Origin of the sequence: Citrobacter sp. Cpo071 (assembly GCF_030332765.1) — a bacterium.
Lineage (GTDB): Bacteria > Pseudomonadota > Gammaproteobacteria > Enterobacterales > Enterobacteriaceae > Citrobacter > Citrobacter portucalensis.
Window position 1 is genome coordinate 1 of record NZ_JAOWHE010000059.1, and the last position, 18,970, is coordinate 18,970.

The window sequence follows — 18,970 nt, forward strand, 5'->3', positions numbered from 1 at the left end:
AATACGACTTAAAAGTCGTATTATTGTTTCATCGAAAGGGGAATGGCCCCTCTCACAATAGCCCAGCAGGGCAGGAGATTTAAAATGAAATGCTCATCTGTTTTTACTTCAACCACTAATCATGTTTTCACGTTCGAACGAGTAACGCTTTGCACTATTATCCTTATGCATAAGGATACGGGACAACAGTATGTTGTCATATTTACTGATAACAATAAAATTCGTGACTATAAAACCGGAATTATTCCTCAGTTTGGCGAACTTAAGCAGAGTGATGTTGATTTAGTCCTTTTCTACAGGGACGAATATGAAAAATATTTTGATTCGTTAAAAGATGGCGATGAATGCTTAAGTTTTAAAGATTTTATTGAGTGCCTTCGTTAAGCATTATGAATGCAGGGGCATCCCTGCATTTTCCTGAAAGGAGTTGATTTTATGAAATGTGTTTATGTTGTTGGCAAAGGTTTAATCGTTGCCGGTAATAAAATTACCATCGATGGAAAAGAGCATGTCTCGGTAGAAAATAGTGAAAACATTGTTGTCACTGATGATTGTATTAAAATTGGTAATAAAACAGTGGTTTTTAAAGGCAGGAGTATTAAGGTAGAAATACATGGAAATGTAAATAAAATAGTAACCGAAAATGCTGATGTCAGTATTCATGGGAATGCTGGGGATGTTGAAACCGTGAGTGGTGATGTTGATTGTCATCAGGTTAATGGCGATATAACCACTGTAAGCGGTGATGTTACTTGTGGAGATGTTTCTGGTGACGTAACCACTGTCAGCGGAGATATAAACAGAAAATGATCACGGAATCGGATATGCTTACTGAAGCTAAAAAAATGGCAGTAGAGATGATGTTCTGGCCTGCTTGTCCTGTAGATGATGATTATTGTTTCGACGCTATAATGTATACATCAGTTATTGACAGGAAGTTTGAAGATGAACATGGGGTATATCTTCATCAGGTTTACAAAGAACTATGCTCAACACCCGAATTAAAAAAGTTTCTAAAAAAGAAAGCAATAAAATTGATTGCTTTTAAGCACGATATTGATCTTGATTCAGCTAACAAGATTTTAATGAAAAATATGCTAAGGAGGATTGAAAACTGAAAAAAAGATGGTATCAGGTTGTGGGGCAACCTGATACCGTGACACTTGATTCTGTTGCGAGGAATAAAATGTCGGAACGCATATTATCAGCAATACATGACGTTGAAAAGGGGGGGCGTCCGGTTTTCCCTTTGATGCCATTCCATGTTTTTCCTGAGTATATGGCATTACTCAGAAAAGCACTGGAAAAGAAGACACAAAAGAGAACAGATAAATAAACCGGAGGCTTTATGACAAAACATGAATTTGTGTCCTTTGTCAGTGGAGAATTGCGGCAGGGCGCTGTACGCTTTTCTCTTGCTTTTAACAGCAAAGGAGAAATTGTTCTGTACTGGACTAATAAGGCAGGAATACGAGTATGGAGGATATTAAGTGGTAATCGTGGCAAAAAACCAAGCAAAGCTAACCTCGAAAGAATGAGTAACTTCCGGCGCTGGCTTTTTGATGCCCGTCAGGGCATGGAAGGCTACACTCAGCAACCTGAACAGAGCAACCTTAGCTGAATAGCCGAAGCCCTCCCGTATTTCGGGAGGTGCTTTCTGATATATTGCGCGGGACTGCGCTTGCGCCTCCTGCCAGACCGTTCGCGGAGCGAACCTGACGGCACTGTCCTTACCGCATTGATTGGGTTTCCGGTCGCAGACGAACGTAGCTTCAGCCATGACAACATCAGCCTTTTTGCTTTTTTGTTGATGCTCAAGCACAATTTATGAGCGGTGCCAGATTCACTGCGATGCAGGATAGGGCAAACGCCGCAAAATGCTAGCATTTCGCTCGTTTGCCCGGTGACCTACAGTCGTTTCTTGTTGGAGGATTTTATGAAGCAAGTTAATTTCAGACTGGAAGAACAACAGCATGATGAACTTCTTGATTGTCTTAAAATTCTTTATCCAGATGAGCCAGCTTTAACAGTAGCGAAAGGCATGAAACTTTTAGCAAGTGCTTTATTAAAAAGTAAAGCTGGCAGTAAGGATATAAATACATTTTTTGATAATAAAGATTTTATCAAAACAACGATGTACTTAACAGGTAAACAAAGGGCTGATATTGAAAGAGCTGCTAATCGTCACGGATGGACGTTATCACGGGAATGTCGTTACCGCATACAGACGACACTTGAAAATGAACTGGATTTCTTTGACCAGGAACTGTTGATGATGAATCGTTGCCGTAATTCAATTGATAAGATCGGTCGTAATTTCCATTATATCATTGTTAATGATCAGACCAGGGTTCTTGATAAAGATGGTTTCTATCAGGATGCGGAGCGTCTTACAACAGAAATTTTTAATCTTAAGAATCAGTTTGAGAATTACATTATGTTATGTAAAGGGAGAACTGTTTCAAATAAAGTGGAGATGTGATTATGGGCGTTTACGTTGATAAAGAATATCGTGTTAAACGGAAGTCATCAGAAAATGGTCGTAAGTCAGCTTTCGCTCATAAAGTCAAAAATGGTGGAAAGAACTATAGCCGCAATGTTCAGGAACGTATCAATCGCAAGGGAGCCAGTAAGGAGGTCGTTGTCAAAATATCAGGAGGTGCGATTACCCGGCAGGGAGTTCGAAACAGTATTGACTATATGAGCCGTGAGTCAGAGCTACCAGTGATGAGTGAAAGCGGTCAGGTATGGACAGGTGACGAAATTCAGGAGGCTAAAGAGCACATGATAGATCGTGCTAATGATCCTCAGCATGTGATAAATGATAAAGGTAAAGAAAATAAAAAGATCACACAGAATATTGTTTTCTCACCTCCGGTTTCAGCGAAAGTAAAACCTGAAGACTTGCTGGAGTCTGTCAGGAAAACGATGCAGAAAAAATATCCTAATCACCGTTTTGTTCTTGGATACCACTGTGACAAGAAAGAACATCCTCACGTTCATGTTGTTTTTCGTATCCGTGATAATGACGGTAAACGCGCTGACATCAGGAAAAAAGATTTACGGGAAATCCGTACAGGTTTTTGTGAAGAGTTGAAGTTAAAAGGTTATGACGTTAAAGCGACCCATAAGCAACAGCATGGACTTAATCAGTCTGTTAAAGATGCACATAATACAGCACCAAAAAGACAGAAAGGTGTTTATGAGGTTGTTGATATTGGCTATGACCATTATCAGAACGATAAAACAAAGTCTAAGCAACATTTTATAAAGCTAAAGACTCTTAACAAGGGGGTTGAGAAAACATACTGGGGGGCTGATTTTGGGGACTTATGTTCGCGGGAAAGCGTTAAAGCAGGTGATCTTGTCAGACTGAAGAAACTTGGTCAGAAAGAAGTAAAAATCCCGGCGCTCGATAAAAACGGTGTTCAGCATGGCTGGAAAACGGTTCACAGAAATGAGTGGCAGTTAGAAAATCTGGGGGTTAAGGGTATAGACAGAACACCTTCAGCCAGCAAAGAGTTGGTACTGAACAGCCCTGATATGCTGCTGAAGCAACAACAGCGAATGGCGCAGTTTACGCAGCAGAAAGCATCCACGTTACAGTCAGAACAGAAGCTGAAAACAGGGATTAAGTTTTTGGGCTTATAAGATTTAATGTATTGATTATGAAAGAAAAATTTTTATTTTAGTTCGATTGCTCATCTTTTCGCCTTAAAAACAGATCGAAATTCTGCGTTTTCGCCATCATTCGATCTATCGATCTAAAAAACAGAACTGCAAAAGATGAATGTTCTGTGTTTAGTTGCTTATGTGGAATAAATGAAAGAAAAATTGATTTATTTAGATCGAAAGATCTGCTTTATGTGTTGAAAGCAGCACATGTGGCTGATAGAGTCTTTACGAGATGTGAATTTATCCTTTTGTTTTTTTCTTTGCTTCGGGGTCATCCGAGTCGAGAGAGCGTCTGAAAGGAAAAAACTATGAAATGGTATGTTTTGCAATTCACCACTACGAGATTTGCAGCGGTTTTTGCGCATCTCGAACGCCTGAGCTTTTCTTACTTCTGTCCAATGGAAACAGCAAGGTATCGTCGCCCGGATAAGATAGTTTCATATCGAGAAAGATGTTTTCCACTTTTCCCCGGTTATCTTTTTGTCCAGGCAGATTTTGAAGAGGTTCATTTTACTATAATAACTGCTATCCCTTACGTACAACGCTTTATCTCATTTGGCGGTGAACCTTTACCTGTATCAGAAGATGTGATTGAGGTGCTTTTGCGGAGACAATCGCAATCCGCTCAAACAAATCTTTTGAGGAAATCAATTCCACACGAATTTGCTGAAATTCTCCTTATGGAAAATCCACAACAAAGAAGTATGGCTTTCATCCATTATATCACTGAGAGAAGCTTAACCCACAAAATGAAACGGAAGAAAAATGACTGCTACCCGGAAAAAAAGCGCAACGAGACGCAAGCCCCAACGTAATACACTCTACCTACCCTCAACTTCTCGTGAGGAACTGGATAAAATTGCTCTGGAGATTGGCTATCGTAGGGGGCGGCGTATATCAAGCTCTGGTGTTGTCCAGTACCTCATTAAAAAATATTCCAGTCAGGCTATTGAGGAGCTGATAAACGAAGACGATGACGACTTCGATGACTAACTGTTCGGGCTAAACTTTCCGCGCTGTTATGGCCTGGAGAAAATCATGTTATCTACTTCTACTTTTCTTGCGCTTGCCATGCAATGCGCTGCCAGCGTTCATCCTGACACAACGCACGAAGTCGCCAGGGTTGAATCAGGTTTTAACCCATATGCGATTGCGGAAATAATACCAAAGGTTAAACGCAAACCTGGTGATAAAGGCGTAGTATCTTACTTTCCTGAATCAAAGGAGGCAGCACTTAAGATCGTTAAAAACATTGAATTACGGAATCATCGTTACTCTGTAGGACTTATGCAAATAACGAGTACCAATTTTGCAAAGTTTGGTACAACAGCAGAGAAAATGTTTGATCCATGCGAAAATCTTAAGGTATCAGAAAAAATACTGGTTGACTGTTATAAACGAGGTGGCGACTTAGTGCGCGGGTTGAGTTGCTATTATTCCGGTAATCCAGAAACAGGAGTAAAACCAGAACCTGAATTTAATAATACAAGTTATGTACAACGTATAGGATTTAGCCCTCCTGATAACAAAAAAATTTTTATTGTTCCCTCTGTAAAGGAAATGATTAAAAAGGAGAACAAGACGACTATCACACCTGAAGAAATCATTATATATCCTCAATACGCCATACGTGGCACTGTATCGAATGAAAAGGAAACAAAAGATGTCGAAATTAAATCTGAATAAACGTTATTTAACGCTTTCTCTATTTATGGCTGCGTTGATGCTTTGTGTTGCAGAACCTGCTTTTGCGGATGATGTGTCTACGAAGACAACTGGTTTTTTACAGAAAATAATTGATTTTTTAACGGTTGTTCGTAAACCGGCAATTACAATTATGGCTCTTGTTATTGGATATATTGCATTATTTTCGCGTCAACATACCGCATGGATAGTCCCACTCGTTATCGGAATTATCATCTTTATTGTTGCACCATATATTCCTAACTGGCTTGCGTAATTAAAGGATGGGCGCACTATGAGTACTCTTTTTAAAGGTCTTACGCGCCCTGCTTTAATAAGGGGGCTGGGCGTTCCGCTCTACCCCTTTCTTGGAATGTGCATTATTTGTGTTCTGCTTGGTGTCTGGATTCATGAGGCTATGTACGCCCTCATTCTTCCTGGCTGGTATGCCATCAGGCGTGTAACACAGTTTGATGAACGCTTTTTTGACCTTCTGTATCTGAGAACCCTTGTCAAAGGGCATCCTTTATCAAACAAGCGATTCAGCGCAGTCCATTATGCGGGGAGCCAGTACGACGAAGTTGATATTTCAAAAGTGGATAACTTTATGAAGCTGAAAGACCAGTCTTCTGTTGAAGAGTTAATTCCGTACTCTTCACATATCACTGATAATATTATCGTTACAAAAAACCGGGATTTGCTGGCAACCTGGCAGATAGACGGTGCTTACTTTGAGTGTGTTGATTCTGAAGATTTGTCAATTCTGACAGATCAGCTTAATACGCTTATACGTAGCTTTGAAGGGAAATCTGTTACGCTTTATCCTCATCGTATCAGGTGTAAAAAGGGCGTCAGACCAGTATTTAACAGTAAAATTCCTTTTGTGAACAGAGTAATGAATGATTATTACGAGTCATTCCCTCAGTCTGAATTTTTCGAGAATAAATTATTTCTGACGATTTGTTTTAAACCTTTTACTACGGAAGATAAAGTAACACATTTCTTTTCACGCAGTAAAAAACAAAAAGATATCTTTAAAGAGCCTGTTAATGAAATGAATGAAATTTGTGACAGGTTGAATACCTATCTGTCCCGTTTTCATTCCCGACGTCTTGGGCTTTATGAAGATCATGGGGTTGTTTATTCAGATCAGTTATCTCTGTTCCAGTATCTGCTTTCTGGTCGATGGCAAAAGGTCAGGGTTAGCAGTAGTCCGTTTTATACATATCTGGGAGGAAAAGACCTGTTCTTTGGTAATGATGCCGGACAAATTACCGCGTCAGACCATGCCCGGTATTTTCGTTGCATAGAGATTAAGGATTATTTTCAGGAGACGGATGCCGGTATTCTGGATGCTCTGATGTATCTCCCCGTTGAGTATGTCGTGACATCGTCCTTTACTGCGATGGATAAGCAGTCAGCGATTAAGGCGCTGGATGATCAGATCGATAAGCTGGAAATGACAGATGATGCTGCCAAATCTTTGCTGGCAGATCTGAAAGTCGGACTGGATATGGTTTCCAGTGGATATATTTCTTTCGGGAAATCGCATCAGACCCTGGTTGTCTTTGCGGATTCACCGGAGCGTCTGGTGAAAGACACCAATATCGTGACTTCCACTCTGGAAGATTTGGGGCTGATTGTCACTTATTCAACACTGAGTCTTGGCGCAGCTTATTTTGCTCAGCTACCAGGAAATTATACGCTTCGCCCTCGTCTGAGTACCCTCAGTAGTCTTAATTTTGCCGAAATGGAAAGTTTTCATAATTTCTTTTCAGGAAAAGAAAAAGGAAATACCTGGGGGGAAAAACTGATTACTCTTCGGGGGTCAGGTAATGATATCTACCATCTGAATTACCATATGACGACTGAACATCAGAATTTCTTCGGTAAGAACCCGACGCTGGGGCATACCGAAATTCTCGGTACGTCTAACGTGGGTAAAACCGTATTACTGATGACAAAAGCATTTGCCGCCCAGCAGTTCGGTACGCCGGAATCATTCCCTGCAAACAGAAAACTGAAAAAACTGACCACGGTTTTTTTCGATAAAGACCGGGCAGGTGAAGTCGGTATACGGGCAATGGGGGGATCTTATTACCGGGTGAAGGAGGGAGAGCCGACAGGATGGAATCCCGCCGCACTGCCGCCAACAAAACGTAATATCGCTTTTATGAAGGACCTGGTGAGGCTGCTTTGTACTCTCAACAGTGAGCCGCTCGATGATTACCAGAACAGCCTGATTTCAGATGCGGTTGAACGTCTTATGCAACGGTCAGATCGCTCTTATCCTGTTAGTAAACTACGGCCTCTTATCCAGGAGCCGGATGATACTGAAACCAAACGTCATGGACTTAAAGCCCGTCTTAAGCCGTGGACGCAGGGGGAAGAGTTTGGCTGGGTGTTCGACAATCGGGAAGACACGTTTGATGTCGATAACCTGGATGTTTTCGGTATTGATGGAACGGAGTTCCTGGATAATAAGGTGCTGGCCAGTGCTGCTTCATTCTATCTCATCTATCGGGTCACCATGCTGGCCGATGGTCGCAGGCTTCTTATCTACATGGATGAGTTCTGGCAATGGATCAATAACGAAGCGTTCAGGGACTTTGTTTACAACAAGCTGAAAACCGGACGTAAACTCGATATGGTGCTTGTCGTAGCCACACAGTCACCGGATGAACTGATTAAATCACCCATTGCGGCAGCGGTTCGTGAACAATGCGCCACTCATATCTATCTGGCAAACCCGAAAGCCAAACGTAGTGAATATGTTGATGGTTTGCAGGTCAGGGAGCTTTATTTTGACAAAATTAAAGCTATTGATCCGCTGTCCCGCCAGTTCCTGGTTGTTAAGAACCCACAGAGGAAAGGTGAAAGTGATGATTTTGCTGCTTTTGCCAGACTGGAGCTGGGAAAAGCAGCGTATTACTTACCGGTTCTCAGTGCATCAAAACCCCAGTTAGAACTGTTCGATGAAATATGGAAAGAAGGAATGAAGCCGGAAGAGTGGCTTGATACCTATCTGGAACAGGCGAACCTGATTTGAGGAATCACCAATGAAAAAGCAAATTATGGCGGCATTCGTCGCTTCACTGATTGTTATTTCCGGCGCTCAGGCAGGGATACTTGTTGCCATTGACGCCAACCCTGAATGGGCGATTGAAGCCGGACGATGGACAGAACGCCTTAAGCAATGGGCGGAAACGGTGAAACATTACGAAAGTCAGATAAACGCATACAAGCAGGAGCTGTTGTCAAAAACGGGGATCCGTGATGTGCAGGGACTGGTGCAGTCCGCACAGTCAGTGAGTAAGGAGCTGATGCAGATTTATGATCAGGGGAATGCTTTTATTGACGATTACATTAAAAATCCTGAAGGGGCGTTATCGGAACAGGCCAAATCGTTATTGTCAGATTACAAAGTAACGGATACCTGCCAGAACCTGGGATATTCCGGCGACCTGGTACGGGGATGTGAAGCGACGTTCCTTTCTCAACTGGCAAGCGTGGAATACGGTAACAAGCTGGAGAGCAAGCTTCGTCAGGACAACCAGACGATGAAAGACCTTATTGATCAAGTCAAAAATGCGAAGGATACGAAGGCCACGCAGGATGCAACAAACGCTGTTGCACTTGAACAACTGAAGTTCGAGAAGCTCAAATTTCAGTATCAAATGTATCGCGATAAGCAGCGAGATCTTGCAGAATATAAAGAGAAGATGGCTCAGGCTGCTTTCAGAAAACAACAACTGGAGGCTGAAGAACCTTCATTTAAGGATGCAGCGAGAAGATACACTTTAAACTGAAGAGAGGTTGTCTTATGAAAAAGTCTTTTGTTTTGATTGGTGCACTCAGTATTTTTTCCCTTGTCGGATGTGAGGAAACCAAATCTGTTGATTGGTGGTTGGAGCACCATGAAGAATCATTGAAAAAAGAAGCTGAGTGTAAGAAAACCGGAAGTGACAACCAGAATTGTCGAAATGTAAAAGAAGCTAATTTCCGTTATCAACAACTTCATGCCAAAGAACCAAATTTTAAAGAGTATTTTAAAAAATATAAAGATGCTTCTAATCATGAAGAAAAAGGTGATATGCCTAAAAAATAAGGAAACAAGAGATGGCTGAAGCAAGTAATTTTTTTGTCACAGCAAAAGAAGAGATCCTCTCGGTTCTCGATGCTTCGGTTTCTGGTCAGTTAACAAGTTTAAGTAATATAGCAGGCACCCTAGGACGCTACGGGGTGTCCATCTATGTGTTATGGTATGCTTTTACTGTTCTGGCTAGAAAACAGCAAACACCTGTGCCTGATTTTATCTGGAACTTGTGCAGGTTTTCTATAATCTTAATGTTTATACAAAATGCAGGTGGGTGGCTAAATACTTCCCTGGTAGCAATAGATGGTTTAAAGGATTCGTTATCTGGTAATAATGATGCTTGGTTATGGTTAGATCAGTTATGGACGAAAGTACAACAGGTTGCTGCGCATGTTATGTCTAAGGATACTTCAACTTATGTAAAAACAGATGGAGCTATAGCTGCTCTTTTTACTTATTTTGGTGGAATATTAGCATTAGTTGCATGTGCTATAGTTTTTCTTGCTGCGGAAGTAACCCTGAAATTATTGACTGTCACTGCACCTGTTTTTATCTTTTGCCTGATGTTTGGTTTTTTGAGACAAATGTTTAATAGCTGGTTGCAGCTTATTTTCAGTTCATGCTTGATATTTATGTTCGGTTCATTAGCTTTAAGAGCCGGAACATCATTTCTCAATATAGTTTTATCTCTGGCAATAGATACGGTAGACAATCGTAATCTAATTAAGATTGGCGCTACTGCGGCTGTTGCTGGCATTTTCATGGCCTGGATTATCTGGCAGGCGAAAAGTTATGCTTCACAGATTGCAGGTGTGGGTGTTGAAGGTGCCATGCAGGGCGCAGCCGCTATGGGGATTGGTGCTGGCGTTTTCGGTGCATCCCGTATGGCGCGTGGCGTACTTGGTATGGGCAGAAATGCCGGTATTGGTGCATGGAAAGGTCTGCGTCGTCAGGAAGGCGGGTTTGGTCAGTCTCCGGGAATAACGGGTAAGACCGCTAACCTGGCCGGACAGGGCGTTAATATTGGTGCCAAAAAGCTTCGTCAGGCAGCTATTGAGAGGGCAAAGAAAATGTATGGAGGGTGATTTAATTATGAGTGTTGATACCATTTTAAATGTTCTTTTCATAATTAACGGGCTTGTCGCGATCTATTTTCTTTGTTCAGACTGAGTCTTCTGTAAATATTAATCTGTTATACAGGTGTTCATATTATGAAACTACTTATTGTGGCTTTCGTGACGCTTTGTCTCGCTGGTTGTCAGGCGTCACATAAACTACCGCCCGTTTCCGGGAAAAGCGAACCTGTTAATTCTGCTGAGGTAATGCAAAATGGAATTTAAACTTCCCGGATTTAAAAATAAAAAAGACGTTACTGACTCATCAGTTTCGTTTGAAGAAAAAAACATTGCACTACAGGAGAGAATGAATCGTATCTATAAATTCGGTGGTGTCTGTGGCATGTTAATTGGTGGACTGTCTTTACTTGCATTAAATGCAGCATTGCCACTGAAAACAACAGTTGTTGATGCTTACCTTATCGATAAAGTTACAGGCGTGGCTGAACGTCTGACTTCCGTTAAAAAAGAAAATCTTTCTGAAAATGAAGCCATTGCCAGATATTTTATCACCCAGTATATAAAACATCGTGAAGGTTATAATTTTTTCAGTCTCCAGCATGATTATGATTATGTAATGGCTTACAGCGCGGAGAATGTCGCGGCAGATTATAACGCATTATTTAACAGCGAACAGGCACCAAAACTTGTTTATAACAAAGCAGAAAAAACGGCAATGGTTCAGGATAATCCATCTGTCATAATTTCACCCTCGTCACGGACGGATGATAAAGATATCGGTGCGTATATTCGTTTTCGTCTGACCATCAGGGATGTTGCTACCGGACAAACCCGCCAGGAGTTCTGGAATGTTCGCCTGACTTATCGTATCGAACCGCAGGTTGAAATGGTGTCAGGGGAACGTAATAACAATCCTCTTAAGTTCGTTGTAACAAGCTACGTTCGCGATAAAGAAGCCAGAGGTTAATAATATGAAAATGAATAAAGGAGCGTTAATTATGGCGCTTCTGATGGCGGCGCACGTCTGTCATGCTGCTGTTCTTCCTTCAGGCAGTCGCTTTGACCCACGCAATCAGATAGTCAGTTATAACCCTAATAATACCACCATAATTAACAGTGCCGTTGGATACACCACCACACTGGTATTTGATGAAGATGAAACAGTTATCAGTGCCAGAACTGGTTTTCCGCAGGGATGGGCGGTTAATAAAGAAGATAACCTGGTATATCTGGAAGTTCGTCCTGTTAAACAGACTGTTCAGAAAAATAATACGGATGAAAACGGTAATACCTCTTCTGAATCCGTCAGTGTTGCTCTTGACCCGGAAAATGAGCTTGAACGCTGGCGAACGAATCTGTTTGTTCGTACCACGAAACGTAATTACAGCATGGAGCTGAACGCCCGGACGTTCCGGCAGCCGGAGAAAATTGCGTTTGTGGTGAATTACCAGTATCCGCAGGAACGCCGGAAGGAACAGGCCGAAATTGAGAAGAAACGCACAGAGACTCTTGCCAGACGCCTGGAGGAACAGGCAATCAACCGTTCCCTGGAAAATGCGAAATCGCCCCGTAACTGGCAGTACTGGAAGCGGGTTGCTGAAGGCAGCCAGGATATCAGCCCTGATTATGCATATGACGATGGTCGTTATACCTGGTTCGGCTTCAGTCCGTTAAAGAAAATTCCCAGCGTCTTTGTGATGAACGGTATGCAGGAGACTCTTACCAATCCTGTGATTAAACAGAGCGGGAGTTTTACGGCTGTTGGCGTACCGGTTGATAAGCGTTTTGTTTTACGTCTTGGTGAGCAGGTGGTGGGGATTGAGAACCAGGGCTTCGGAAAAGTACGTTTACCAGCAGGAGATACGGTATCCCCGGATGTTAAGAAAGAGGTGATCCAGTGACTGAACAGGAAAATAAAATCCCGACTGCAACCGAAATTGAACAGCAGTTACGGGAACGCAGACAGAAAGAACTGGAACAGGCCGGGAAGAGCCCGGAAGAAGAGCCTGGCAAGCCAGCATTGCAGCTTGGTATTGAAAAACTTAAAAAATCACGTAAAGGGATGATTATCCTCGTCGTGGGTTTTCTTCTGCTTGCTGCCGGTGTTTCTGTTTATTATATCCCGTCCATTATCCGTTCTGTGTCGTCAGGGGATGAGAAACCCGCAAGTCAGCCGCTTGCAACCGGAGCGGCTAAACGTCAGACCGGACTGAGCGAAGATATCGATCCTTTTAATACCGCACAGAAAAAAACAGAGAAACCAGAGGAAGAAAAAGTCATTTCTTCTGAAAAGACTGAACCGCCGGAAAATAAACAGCAGAGCTTCAGCCGTGCACTTGACGTTTCTCTTGATGGCAGCCAGGCAGGAAACAGCAGCAGTTCAGCGGGAACGTCAGTTTCACATACTGCGGCCAGTGAGCCAGAAAGCGATAAAAAGGATGAAGCAAAAGCAACCGCACAGGCTACAGAATCTGCGCCACTGGCGAAAATAACGAAACTTCCATATGACCCAAATTTGTTTATCCCGGAAGGGACATCAATTCCCTGTTCACTGGACAGGCGTTTTGTTTCTGACCTGGCGGGGAAACTGGAATGTACGGTCAACAGTGATATATACAGCGCCAGTGGCAATGTAAAACTTATCGAAAGAGGAACCGCCGCAAAACTGATGTATAAGGCCGGGTCTTTAAATCATGGACAAGGGCGTGTGTTTGTTATGGCTTATAAGCTACGTACCCGCAGTAAGCCTTTTATTGATATTCCCCTGGTTGACTCACAGGCGGCTGGCGCGTTAGGCGAAGCCGGTGCTTCTGGCTGGATTGACACTCATTTCAGTGAACGTTTTCTTGGTGCAATGATGGTCGGGATGATACCGGATTTAAGTCAGGCGGCCAGTGGTATTGCTCAGAATAACAGGGACAGTCAGACGGACTATACAGCTAACAGCCGCCAGGCTTTTGCTGATATAGCACGCGAAGCATTTTCTAATAGTGTGAATATCCCGCCAACGCTTTATAAAAATCAGGGAGAAATTATTACTCTGATTGTCGGTCAGGATCTGGATTTTTCAGGTATTTATAAACTGAAAATGAAAGGGGGTTAATGTGAATAACGAAAACAGACATCTGATTTATGATGTGGTTAACGACTATTTTTATCACTGGCTGAATGAGATTGATGGTGTCACGGAAATCGCTGTTAACCGACCAGGAGAAATATTTATAAAGGTCAGGGGAAAGTGGCAATGGTATGAACAAAAGATGAGTTACAGTGATTGTCTTTCTTTTGCATCCACACTGGCCGATTTTCATGACGGCGGTTCTGTGACTCCTGAATATCCCCTGCGTTCTGCCACGCTTCCGGGTGGAGAACGTGTTCAGGTTGTGATCCCACCGGCAACTGAAAAAGATACTGTTTCTATAACAATCCGTAAGCCGTCAGGTATTTTTATCAGTCATGACAAATTTATAAAACAGGGATTTTATTCACGCGTCAGTGGTTTAAGTGGTGACTCTGTTATGGAAGATAATATTTCTGCTTTAATCACTTCCGGATATTTTGAAAGGGTTATACCTGAATCACTGAGTCAGGGGAAAACGATAGTTTTCTGTGGAGGAACAGGGTCAGGTAAAACCACCTTTGCAAATGCCTGTCTGGAATATATACCGCATCATCTGCGGTGTATTTCTATTGAAGATACTGATGAGGCAAAATTCAGATTTCACAAAAACCATGTAAAACTTTACTATCCGGCAGAGGGGGAGAGTAAGATTATTACCTCAGCGAGTCTTCTGCGTTCCTGTTTTCGTATGAATCCGGACAGGATTCTGATGACAGAAATCAGGGGAGCTGAGGCATGGGATTTTCTGAAAGCATCGAGTTCAGGCCATGCAGGAAACATTACCACCGTTCACGAAAGTAGTCCTGAATATGCCGTGCTTGGGATTGTCCAGCGATGTTATATGAATCCTGAATGTCAGAATCTACCATTCAATGTCATTTTAAGACGTGTACTGAGTAATATTGATATTATCATGAGTATTAAATACCTTGATGATGAAGATTTTCGGTTCGCTTCCGGCATTTACTACAGACAACTTCATTTTGATGATTATTTCAGAAAACTGAAGGAGTGATTATGTCTTTAAAACTTCCAGATAAAGGCCAGTGGGTTTTTATCGGTCTGGTTATGTGTCTCGTGACCTATTATGCTGGTTCTGTTGCTGTTTATTTCCTGAACGGAAAAACACCACTGTATATATGGAAAAATTTTGATTCCATGTTGCTCTGGAAAATAATAACAGAGAGTAATATACGTACAGATATCAGACTGACTGCCATACCTTCTCTTTTGTCAGGTATGGTTTCGTCTCTCATTGTGCCTGTTTTTGTTATCTGGCAACTGAATAAAATGGATGTTGCTCTTTATGGTGATGCGAAGTTTGCCAGTGACAATGATTTAAAAAAATCAAAACTGCTTAAGTGGGAGACAGAAAATGATACGGATATTCTGGTCGGCGCGTATAAAGGAAAATATCTGTGGTATACCGCCCCGGATTTTGTATCTCTTGGTGCAGGAACCCGCGCCGGTAAAGGTGCCGCCATTGGTATCCCTAATCTTCTGGTCAGAAAACACTCTCTGATTGCGTTAGATCCAAAACAGGAATTGTGGAAAATCACCAGTAAGGTGCGTGAAATACTGCTGGGTAATAAAGTTTACCTTCTCGACCCATTCAACAGTAAGACACACCAGTTTAACCCCCTTTTCTATATTGATTTAAAAGCGGAGAGTGGGGCTAAGGATCTGCTTAAACTGATTGAAATTCTGTTTCCATCTTATGGCATGACAGGGGCAGAAGCGCACTTTAATAATCTTGCGGGTCAATACTGGACAGGACTGGCTAAGTTGCTTCATTTCTTTATTAACTATGAGCCGTCCTGGCTTAATGAGTTCGGGCTTAAACCCGTTTTCTCAATCGGTTCTGTCGTCGACCTGTACAGCAATATTGACCGGGAACTGATACTCAGTAAGCGGGAAGAACTGGAGGGAACAAACGGACTTGATGAAAACGCGTTGTATCATTTGCGCGATGCCCTGACCAAAATCAGGGAATATCACGAAACGGAAGATGAACAGCGTTCAAGCATTGATGGTTCTTTCCGTAAGAAAATGAGCCTGTTTTATCTCCCAACCGTTCGTAAATGTACTGATGGTAATGATTTCGATCTCCGTCAGTTGCGACGGGAAGATATCACTGTTTATGTCGGTGTTAATGCGGAAGATATATCTCTGGCTTACGATTTTCTGAACCTGTTTTTCAACTTCGTTGTTGAAGTGACATTGCGTGAAAATCCTGATTTTGATCCCACCCTGAAACATGACTGCCTGATGTTTCTTGATGAGTTCCCTTCGATTGGTTATATGCCAATTATTAAAAAGGGGTCAGGGTATATTGCAGGTTTTAAACTTAAACTGCTGACGATTTATCAGAATATCAGTCAGCTAAATGAAATCTATGGTATTGAGGGAGCCAAAACGCTGATGAGTGCTCATCCATGCCGTATTATCTATGCTGTCAGCGAAGAGGATGATGCCGCGAAGATATCAGAAAAACTTGGGTATATTACAACCACATCAAAGAGCACAAGCAAGAGCCGGGGACGATCAGCTTCACAGGGCGAATCAGAAAGTGAAGCCCGAAGAGCACTGGTGCTTCCACAGGAGCTGGGAACGCTGGACTTTAAAGAAGAATTTATCATCCTGAAGGGGGAGAACCCTGTTAAAGCAGAAAAGGCACTTTATTACCTTGATCCGTATTTTATGGACAGGTTAATGAAGGTCAGTCCTAAACTGGCATCATTGACGATGGAACTAAATAAGACGAAAAAAATATTTGGTGTGAAAGGGCTTAAATATCCGTCAAAAGAAAAAATGCTCTCCGTAGGGGAGCTGGAGTCTGAGGTTTTGCTATGAAAAAAATACTTATGATCAGTATTCTTCTCCTCACAGCCTGTTCCTCTCCACCTGAACCGCCACAGGTTGAATGGGAAAGACGGCCTGAAGTTATGAATACACAAATAATGAACTGGACACCAACATCTAACGTTATTAAATCAGATAATATAAATTCCTTATGGAGTAAGGTGTTGCCTGATTTTAAACCAGAAAATCGTCTTTACGATGATTCTGTTTTTTATGCAGTTGCCCACTCTGAAAAAATAGTTGTAAGGACATCTTCTTTTGATAGTTACTGGTCAGCGAAAGACTGGCTAAGAAAAAATGGTGCAACAGGTGTTATTGAATATCAGCCACTAAAAAGATGGTTGAATAATGACTATGTTGAAATCTCCCTTTCGAGAATAAATGTTCAGAGGTTACCATGAAAAAGATATGCAAAAGTCTAATCGTAATTTTTACTGTGTCCTGGCTGACAGCACCTGCGTATGCATCTGACCCTTGCGCCTCGGTACTTTGCTTATATGGAAAAGCAGTCGGGCAAGGTGGGGGAAGTGAGTGCAGAAGTGCTGAAAAGGACTTTTTTAATATTCTGAAAAAGAAAAAAGGAAACATTCGCTGGAGTAAAACATTTGATGCCCGCAAGGCATTTTTGAATCAGTGCTCAACGGCGGATCCGGCTGCTATCTCAAAAATTATGAGTAAGTTCGGTAAGATTAAGGGGTAGATGATATGAAAAAAAAAGAAAAGATTGATTTTCTTAATGCAATAAAAGCAGGGCACTCTGGCTTTATAGCTGGTAATCCTGCTCATGCATTGGATGATAAGACTATGAACGCCATCATTCATAACTACGAGGCAACGATTGCGCCCGGTAAAGCAGGTAACTGCAAAGAAACTCCTCTCACAAAGTATTGTTCGAGGACTATGCCAGAGCGTATTTCAGTTGAAGAAATCAATGAGGTTAAAATTTATCCAGAGTTATTCTGAACTGAAATAAAGGCAAACGCCGCAGATTCCGGATTTTAATCCGGGATTTGCGGGGTTGAACAACCGAAGGGCGTTAGTTTTATGATGAATAAATTTAGTTATGTCAATCGTATGCTTCGGCAAGTTTTTGTTTTTAGTTTTATCACGGCCCCATCAATAGCTTTATTTGTTGTTTTTATGTTTTTTTCGTTTAATAACTCAATTGCTGGTTCATTTTTAAAAGAGGCCAGGGGGCTTATAACCGATACTCCTTCTGATAAGGTTAACGTCTGTCTTTTCGAAAAGGGTGTACCACAGGATATGGAGTTGACAAACTCCACAACTGAACATGTATTAAAAAATAAATGTATAACAACGTTAGTTGATGCTGCTGACTGGCAGGAATCTGTTGACGGTTCCATTCGATATTTTTATTGGTCGTCAGTTGTTATTGGCTTTGTGGTCTGGCTTACCTTTAATTTTCGTGCACTGGAAGAACTATTTTATCGTAGAAAGAGAAAAGGAGACGTTGAATGAGGATTTTTTTAAGCGTGATTTTATTCCTGTTTACTGCTTTTCAGTCTGCAAATGCAGGTGGAATACCTGGTGCTTTAGCAGGAATACTTTCTACATTAAACCAGGAAATCCAGGGGAAAGTTATTCGTGTTCTCGATGGCGATACAATCGAAGTTTTACAGGACAAAAAGCCCGTCAGGATTCGCCTGGCAAACATCGATGCACCGGAGAAAAAACAGGCTTTCGGGCGCTGGTCAGCAAATCAGCTTAAAGCTCTGCTTGCAGCACAGCCTGTTACGGTGACGTACACGCAGACAGACCGCTACGGACGCATTATCGGTCATGTGTTCACGACGAACGGCACGGATGCCAGCCGCTTTATGGTTCAGTCTGGCGCTGCATGGGTATATGAACGTTACAACGTGGATGAGTCATTACCGGCTCTACAACGGGAAGCGCAGGAACAAAAACGCGGTTTGTGGGTCGATGCAAATCCGGTTCCACCGTGGGAGTGGCGATACAAACATAACTAACTGATAGAGGTTTTTATGGCTTTATCACCCAAAGAAAAGAAAGAGTTACAACAACGCTTCGAAAAGCAATTACTACCTGACCTTGATATGTCATTTGAACTAAATGGCGAAGTATATAAATTTAATTTTGATAAAAATGAGTCAGGTGACTATATCGATAGTTTTACACAAGCAGTATGGGGAGGTTATCAGGATGCCGAGGAATGGGAAAAATATGGTAAACATCAGGAGACAGAATTACCTGAATACCCTGAACCAGTCGAGGGTTGGTGCGACTGTGATAAATGTAAGTCGATGATTTTTCATAAAGAGAAAAATATTTATGTTTGCCTCTCCTGCCATAAACAAACAGAGCCATTTCTTCCAATTGACTGGAACTCAAACGATTACGATTGGCTACCTTATGAAGATGAATACTAATGCTGAATACTTCACAGTCATAATGGATGAAATGGCGGCATAAAAT

General features: G+C 41.9%; 25 protein-coding genes. All 25 read left to right on the top strand.

Translation table 11 applies throughout. The features are described from left to right. Positions 1-84 precede the first annotated feature (84 nt). On the top strand, positions 85-384 hold the full coding sequence (locus OGY09_RS01685; RefSeq protein WP_286589854.1) for a hypothetical protein: 300 nt from the start codon (positions 85-87) through the stop codon (positions 382-384). A gap of 9 nt (positions 385-393) precedes the next feature. After that, the gene (locus OGY09_RS01690) at positions 394-810 is read left to right on the top strand and encodes a DUF4097 family beta strand repeat-containing protein (protein ID WP_012599847.1); all 417 of its coding nucleotides are present in this window, start codon (positions 394-396) and stop codon (positions 808-810) included. Positions 811-824: 14 nt separating this feature from the next. Then, positions 825-1,118 carry a hypothetical protein gene (locus tag OGY09_RS01695; RefSeq protein WP_021568250.1) on the top strand — a complete coding sequence of 98 codons (294 nt, stop codon included), beginning with the start codon at positions 825-827 and terminating at the stop codon, positions 1,116-1,118. A 68-nt stretch (positions 1,119-1,186) separates the two neighbouring features. Further along, positions 1,187-1,336, top strand: a complete 150-nt coding sequence (locus OGY09_RS01700; protein WP_000003876.1) for a hypothetical protein — start codon at positions 1,187-1,189, stop codon at positions 1,334-1,336. Between the two features lie 12 nt (positions 1,337-1,348). Beyond that, the gene (locus OGY09_RS01705) at positions 1,349-1,621 is read left to right on the top strand and encodes a hypothetical protein (protein WP_001363158.1); all 273 of its coding nucleotides are present in this window, start codon (positions 1,349-1,351) and stop codon (positions 1,619-1,621) included. A gap of 315 nt (positions 1,622-1,936) precedes the next feature. Further along, on the top strand, positions 1,937-2,482 hold the full coding sequence (gene ddp1, locus OGY09_RS01710; protein ID WP_000815825.1) for a DNA distortion polypeptide 1: 546 nt from the start codon (positions 1,937-1,939) through the stop codon (positions 2,480-2,482). Positions 2,483-2,484: 2 nt separating this feature from the next. Next, complete coding sequence (gene mobP1 / locus OGY09_RS01715; protein WP_000539534.1) at positions 2,485-3,651, top strand: MobP1 family relaxase; 1,167 nt, start codon at positions 2,485-2,487, stop codon at positions 3,649-3,651. Between the two features lie 332 nt (positions 3,652-3,983). Then, positions 3,984-4,490, top strand: a complete 507-nt coding sequence (locus OGY09_RS01720; RefSeq protein WP_000872473.1) for a transcription termination/antitermination NusG family protein — start codon at positions 3,984-3,986, stop codon at positions 4,488-4,490. Between the two features lie 223 nt (positions 4,491-4,713). After that, entirely contained in the window at positions 4,714-5,361 is a 648-nt protein-coding gene (locus OGY09_RS01725; RefSeq protein ID WP_163444248.1) for a lytic transglycosylase domain-containing protein, read from the top strand. After that, positions 5,339-5,635: a TrbC/VirB2 family protein gene (locus OGY09_RS01730; protein WP_286589859.1), complete on the top strand. Its 297-nt coding sequence runs from the start codon at positions 5,339-5,341 to the stop codon at positions 5,633-5,635. The genes OGY09_RS01725 and OGY09_RS01730 overlap by 23 nt, the downstream gene beginning before the upstream one ends. A gap of 18 nt (positions 5,636-5,653) precedes the next feature. Next, complete coding sequence (locus OGY09_RS01735) at positions 5,654-8,407, top strand: VirB4 family type IV secretion/conjugal transfer ATPase (protein WP_187190617.1); 2,754 nt, start codon at positions 5,654-5,656, stop codon at positions 8,405-8,407. 10 nt (positions 8,408-8,417) lie between these two features. Continuing rightward, positions 8,418-9,167 (top strand): type IV secretion system protein, encoded by a 750-nt coding sequence (locus OGY09_RS01740; RefSeq protein ID WP_046617855.1) that lies wholly within the window; start codon positions 8,418-8,420, stop codon positions 9,165-9,167. A gap of 14 nt (positions 9,168-9,181) precedes the next feature. Continuing rightward, on the top strand, positions 9,182-9,466 hold the full coding sequence (locus OGY09_RS01745; protein WP_001722385.1) for an EexN family lipoprotein: 285 nt from the start codon (positions 9,182-9,184) through the stop codon (positions 9,464-9,466). 11 nt (positions 9,467-9,477) lie between these two features. After that, on the top strand, positions 9,478-10,539 hold the full coding sequence (locus OGY09_RS01750; protein ID WP_021538369.1) for a TrbL/VirB6 family protein: 1,062 nt from the start codon (positions 9,478-9,480) through the stop codon (positions 10,537-10,539). 244 nt (positions 10,540-10,783) lie between these two features. Further along, a complete protein-coding gene (locus tag OGY09_RS01760) occupies positions 10,784-11,497 on the top strand; it encodes a VirB8 family type IV secretion system protein (RefSeq protein WP_021538370.1) in 714 nt (237 codons plus the stop codon). 4 nt (positions 11,498-11,501) lie between these two features. Continuing rightward, positions 11,502-12,431: a TrbG/VirB9 family P-type conjugative transfer protein gene (locus OGY09_RS01765; RefSeq protein ID WP_000783376.1), complete on the top strand. Its 930-nt coding sequence runs from the start codon at positions 11,502-11,504 to the stop codon at positions 12,429-12,431. Next, positions 12,428-13,633 (top strand): VirB10/TraB/TrbI family type IV secretion system protein, encoded by a 1,206-nt coding sequence (gene virB10, locus OGY09_RS01770; protein WP_000139137.1) that lies wholly within the window; start codon positions 12,428-12,430, stop codon positions 13,631-13,633. The genes OGY09_RS01765 and virB10 overlap by 4 nt, the downstream gene beginning before the upstream one ends. Before the next feature lies 1 nt (position 13,634). Then, positions 13,635-14,666 carry a P-type DNA transfer ATPase VirB11 gene (gene virB11 / locus OGY09_RS01775; protein ID WP_001058469.1) on the top strand — a complete coding sequence of 344 codons (1,032 nt, stop codon included), beginning with the start codon at positions 13,635-13,637 and terminating at the stop codon, positions 14,664-14,666. Positions 14,667-14,668: 2 nt separating this feature from the next. Next, positions 14,669-16,504: a type IV secretory system conjugative DNA transfer family protein gene (locus tag OGY09_RS01780; RefSeq protein WP_000053829.1), complete on the top strand. Its 1,836-nt coding sequence runs from the start codon at positions 14,669-14,671 to the stop codon at positions 16,502-16,504. Continuing rightward, positions 16,501-16,914 carry a cag pathogenicity island Cag12 family protein gene (locus tag OGY09_RS01785; RefSeq protein ID WP_286589870.1) on the top strand — a complete coding sequence of 138 codons (414 nt, stop codon included), beginning with the start codon at positions 16,501-16,503 and terminating at the stop codon, positions 16,912-16,914. The genes OGY09_RS01780 and OGY09_RS01785 overlap by 4 nt, the downstream gene beginning before the upstream one ends. Further along, positions 16,911-17,213, top strand: coding sequence for a TrbM/KikA/MpfK family conjugal transfer protein (locus OGY09_RS01790; RefSeq protein ID WP_000717626.1), 303 nt, complete (start codon positions 16,911-16,913; stop codon positions 17,211-17,213). The genes OGY09_RS01785 and OGY09_RS01790 overlap by 4 nt, the downstream gene beginning before the upstream one ends. 5 nt (positions 17,214-17,218) lie before the next feature. Further along, the gene (locus OGY09_RS01795) at positions 17,219-17,476 is read left to right on the top strand and encodes a hypothetical protein (protein WP_000726017.1); all 258 of its coding nucleotides are present in this window, start codon (positions 17,219-17,221) and stop codon (positions 17,474-17,476) included. A gap of 81 nt (positions 17,477-17,557) precedes the next feature. Next, positions 17,558-17,992, top strand: a complete 435-nt coding sequence (locus OGY09_RS01800; protein WP_000981209.1) for a membrane protein — start codon at positions 17,558-17,560, stop codon at positions 17,990-17,992. Further along, positions 17,989-18,504, top strand: coding sequence for a thermonuclease family protein (locus OGY09_RS01805; protein WP_001218000.1), 516 nt, complete (start codon positions 17,989-17,991; stop codon positions 18,502-18,504). The genes OGY09_RS01800 and OGY09_RS01805 overlap by 4 nt, the downstream gene beginning before the upstream one ends. A gap of 15 nt (positions 18,505-18,519) precedes the next feature. Further along, positions 18,520-18,924, top strand: a complete 405-nt coding sequence (locus OGY09_RS01810) for a hypothetical protein (protein ID WP_001218544.1) — start codon at positions 18,520-18,522, stop codon at positions 18,922-18,924. The last annotated feature ends 46 nt before the right edge of the window (positions 18,925-18,970 follow it).

Bases quoted from the DNA above. Each gene is read 5' to 3' on its own strand.
- OGY09_RS01685 (WP_286589854.1), top strand. From the start codon at position 85: ATGAAATGCTCATCTGTTTTTACTTCAACCACTAATCATGTTTTCACG.
- OGY09_RS01690 (WP_012599847.1), top strand. From the start codon at position 394: ATGCAGGGGCATCCCTGCATTTTCCTGAAAGGAGTTGATTTTATGAAA.
- OGY09_RS01695 (WP_021568250.1), top strand. From the start codon at position 825: ATGCTTACTGAAGCTAAAAAAATGGCAGTAGAGATGATGTTCTGGCCT.
- OGY09_RS01700 (WP_000003876.1), top strand. From the start codon at position 1,187: ATGTCGGAACGCATATTATCAGCAATACATGACGTTGAAAAGGGGGGG.
- OGY09_RS01705 (WP_001363158.1), top strand. From the start codon at position 1,349: ATGACAAAACATGAATTTGTGTCCTTTGTCAGTGGAGAATTGCGGCAG.
- ddp1 (WP_000815825.1), top strand. From the start codon at position 1,937: ATGAAGCAAGTTAATTTCAGACTGGAAGAACAACAGCATGATGAACTT.
- mobP1 (WP_000539534.1), top strand. From the start codon at position 2,485: ATGGGCGTTTACGTTGATAAAGAATATCGTGTTAAACGGAAGTCATCA.
- OGY09_RS01720 (WP_000872473.1), top strand. From the start codon at position 3,984: ATGAAATGGTATGTTTTGCAATTCACCACTACGAGATTTGCAGCGGTT.
- OGY09_RS01725 (WP_163444248.1), top strand. From the start codon at position 4,714: ATGTTATCTACTTCTACTTTTCTTGCGCTTGCCATGCAATGCGCTGCC.
- OGY09_RS01730 (WP_286589859.1), top strand. From the start codon at position 5,339: ATGTCGAAATTAAATCTGAATAAACGTTATTTAACGCTTTCTCTATTT.
- OGY09_RS01735 (WP_187190617.1), top strand. From the start codon at position 5,654: ATGAGTACTCTTTTTAAAGGTCTTACGCGCCCTGCTTTAATAAGGGGG.
- OGY09_RS01740 (WP_046617855.1), top strand. From the start codon at position 8,418: ATGAAAAAGCAAATTATGGCGGCATTCGTCGCTTCACTGATTGTTATT.
- OGY09_RS01745 (WP_001722385.1), top strand. From the start codon at position 9,182: ATGAAAAAGTCTTTTGTTTTGATTGGTGCACTCAGTATTTTTTCCCTT.
- OGY09_RS01750 (WP_021538369.1), top strand. From the start codon at position 9,478: ATGGCTGAAGCAAGTAATTTTTTTGTCACAGCAAAAGAAGAGATCCTC.
- OGY09_RS01760 (WP_021538370.1), top strand. From the start codon at position 10,784: ATGGAATTTAAACTTCCCGGATTTAAAAATAAAAAAGACGTTACTGAC.
- OGY09_RS01765 (WP_000783376.1), top strand. From the start codon at position 11,502: ATGAAAATGAATAAAGGAGCGTTAATTATGGCGCTTCTGATGGCGGCG.
- OGY09_RS01780 (WP_000053829.1), top strand. From the start codon at position 14,669: ATGTCTTTAAAACTTCCAGATAAAGGCCAGTGGGTTTTTATCGGTCTG.
- OGY09_RS01785 (WP_286589870.1), top strand. From the start codon at position 16,501: ATGAAAAAAATACTTATGATCAGTATTCTTCTCCTCACAGCCTGTTCC.
- OGY09_RS01790 (WP_000717626.1), top strand. From the start codon at position 16,911: ATGAAAAAGATATGCAAAAGTCTAATCGTAATTTTTACTGTGTCCTGG.
- OGY09_RS01795 (WP_000726017.1), top strand. From the start codon at position 17,219: ATGAAAAAAAAAGAAAAGATTGATTTTCTTAATGCAATAAAAGCAGGG.
- OGY09_RS01800 (WP_000981209.1), top strand. From the start codon at position 17,558: ATGATGAATAAATTTAGTTATGTCAATCGTATGCTTCGGCAAGTTTTT.
- OGY09_RS01805 (WP_001218000.1), top strand. From the start codon at position 17,989: ATGAGGATTTTTTTAAGCGTGATTTTATTCCTGTTTACTGCTTTTCAG.
- OGY09_RS01810 (WP_001218544.1), top strand. From the start codon at position 18,520: ATGGCTTTATCACCCAAAGAAAAGAAAGAGTTACAACAACGCTTCGAA.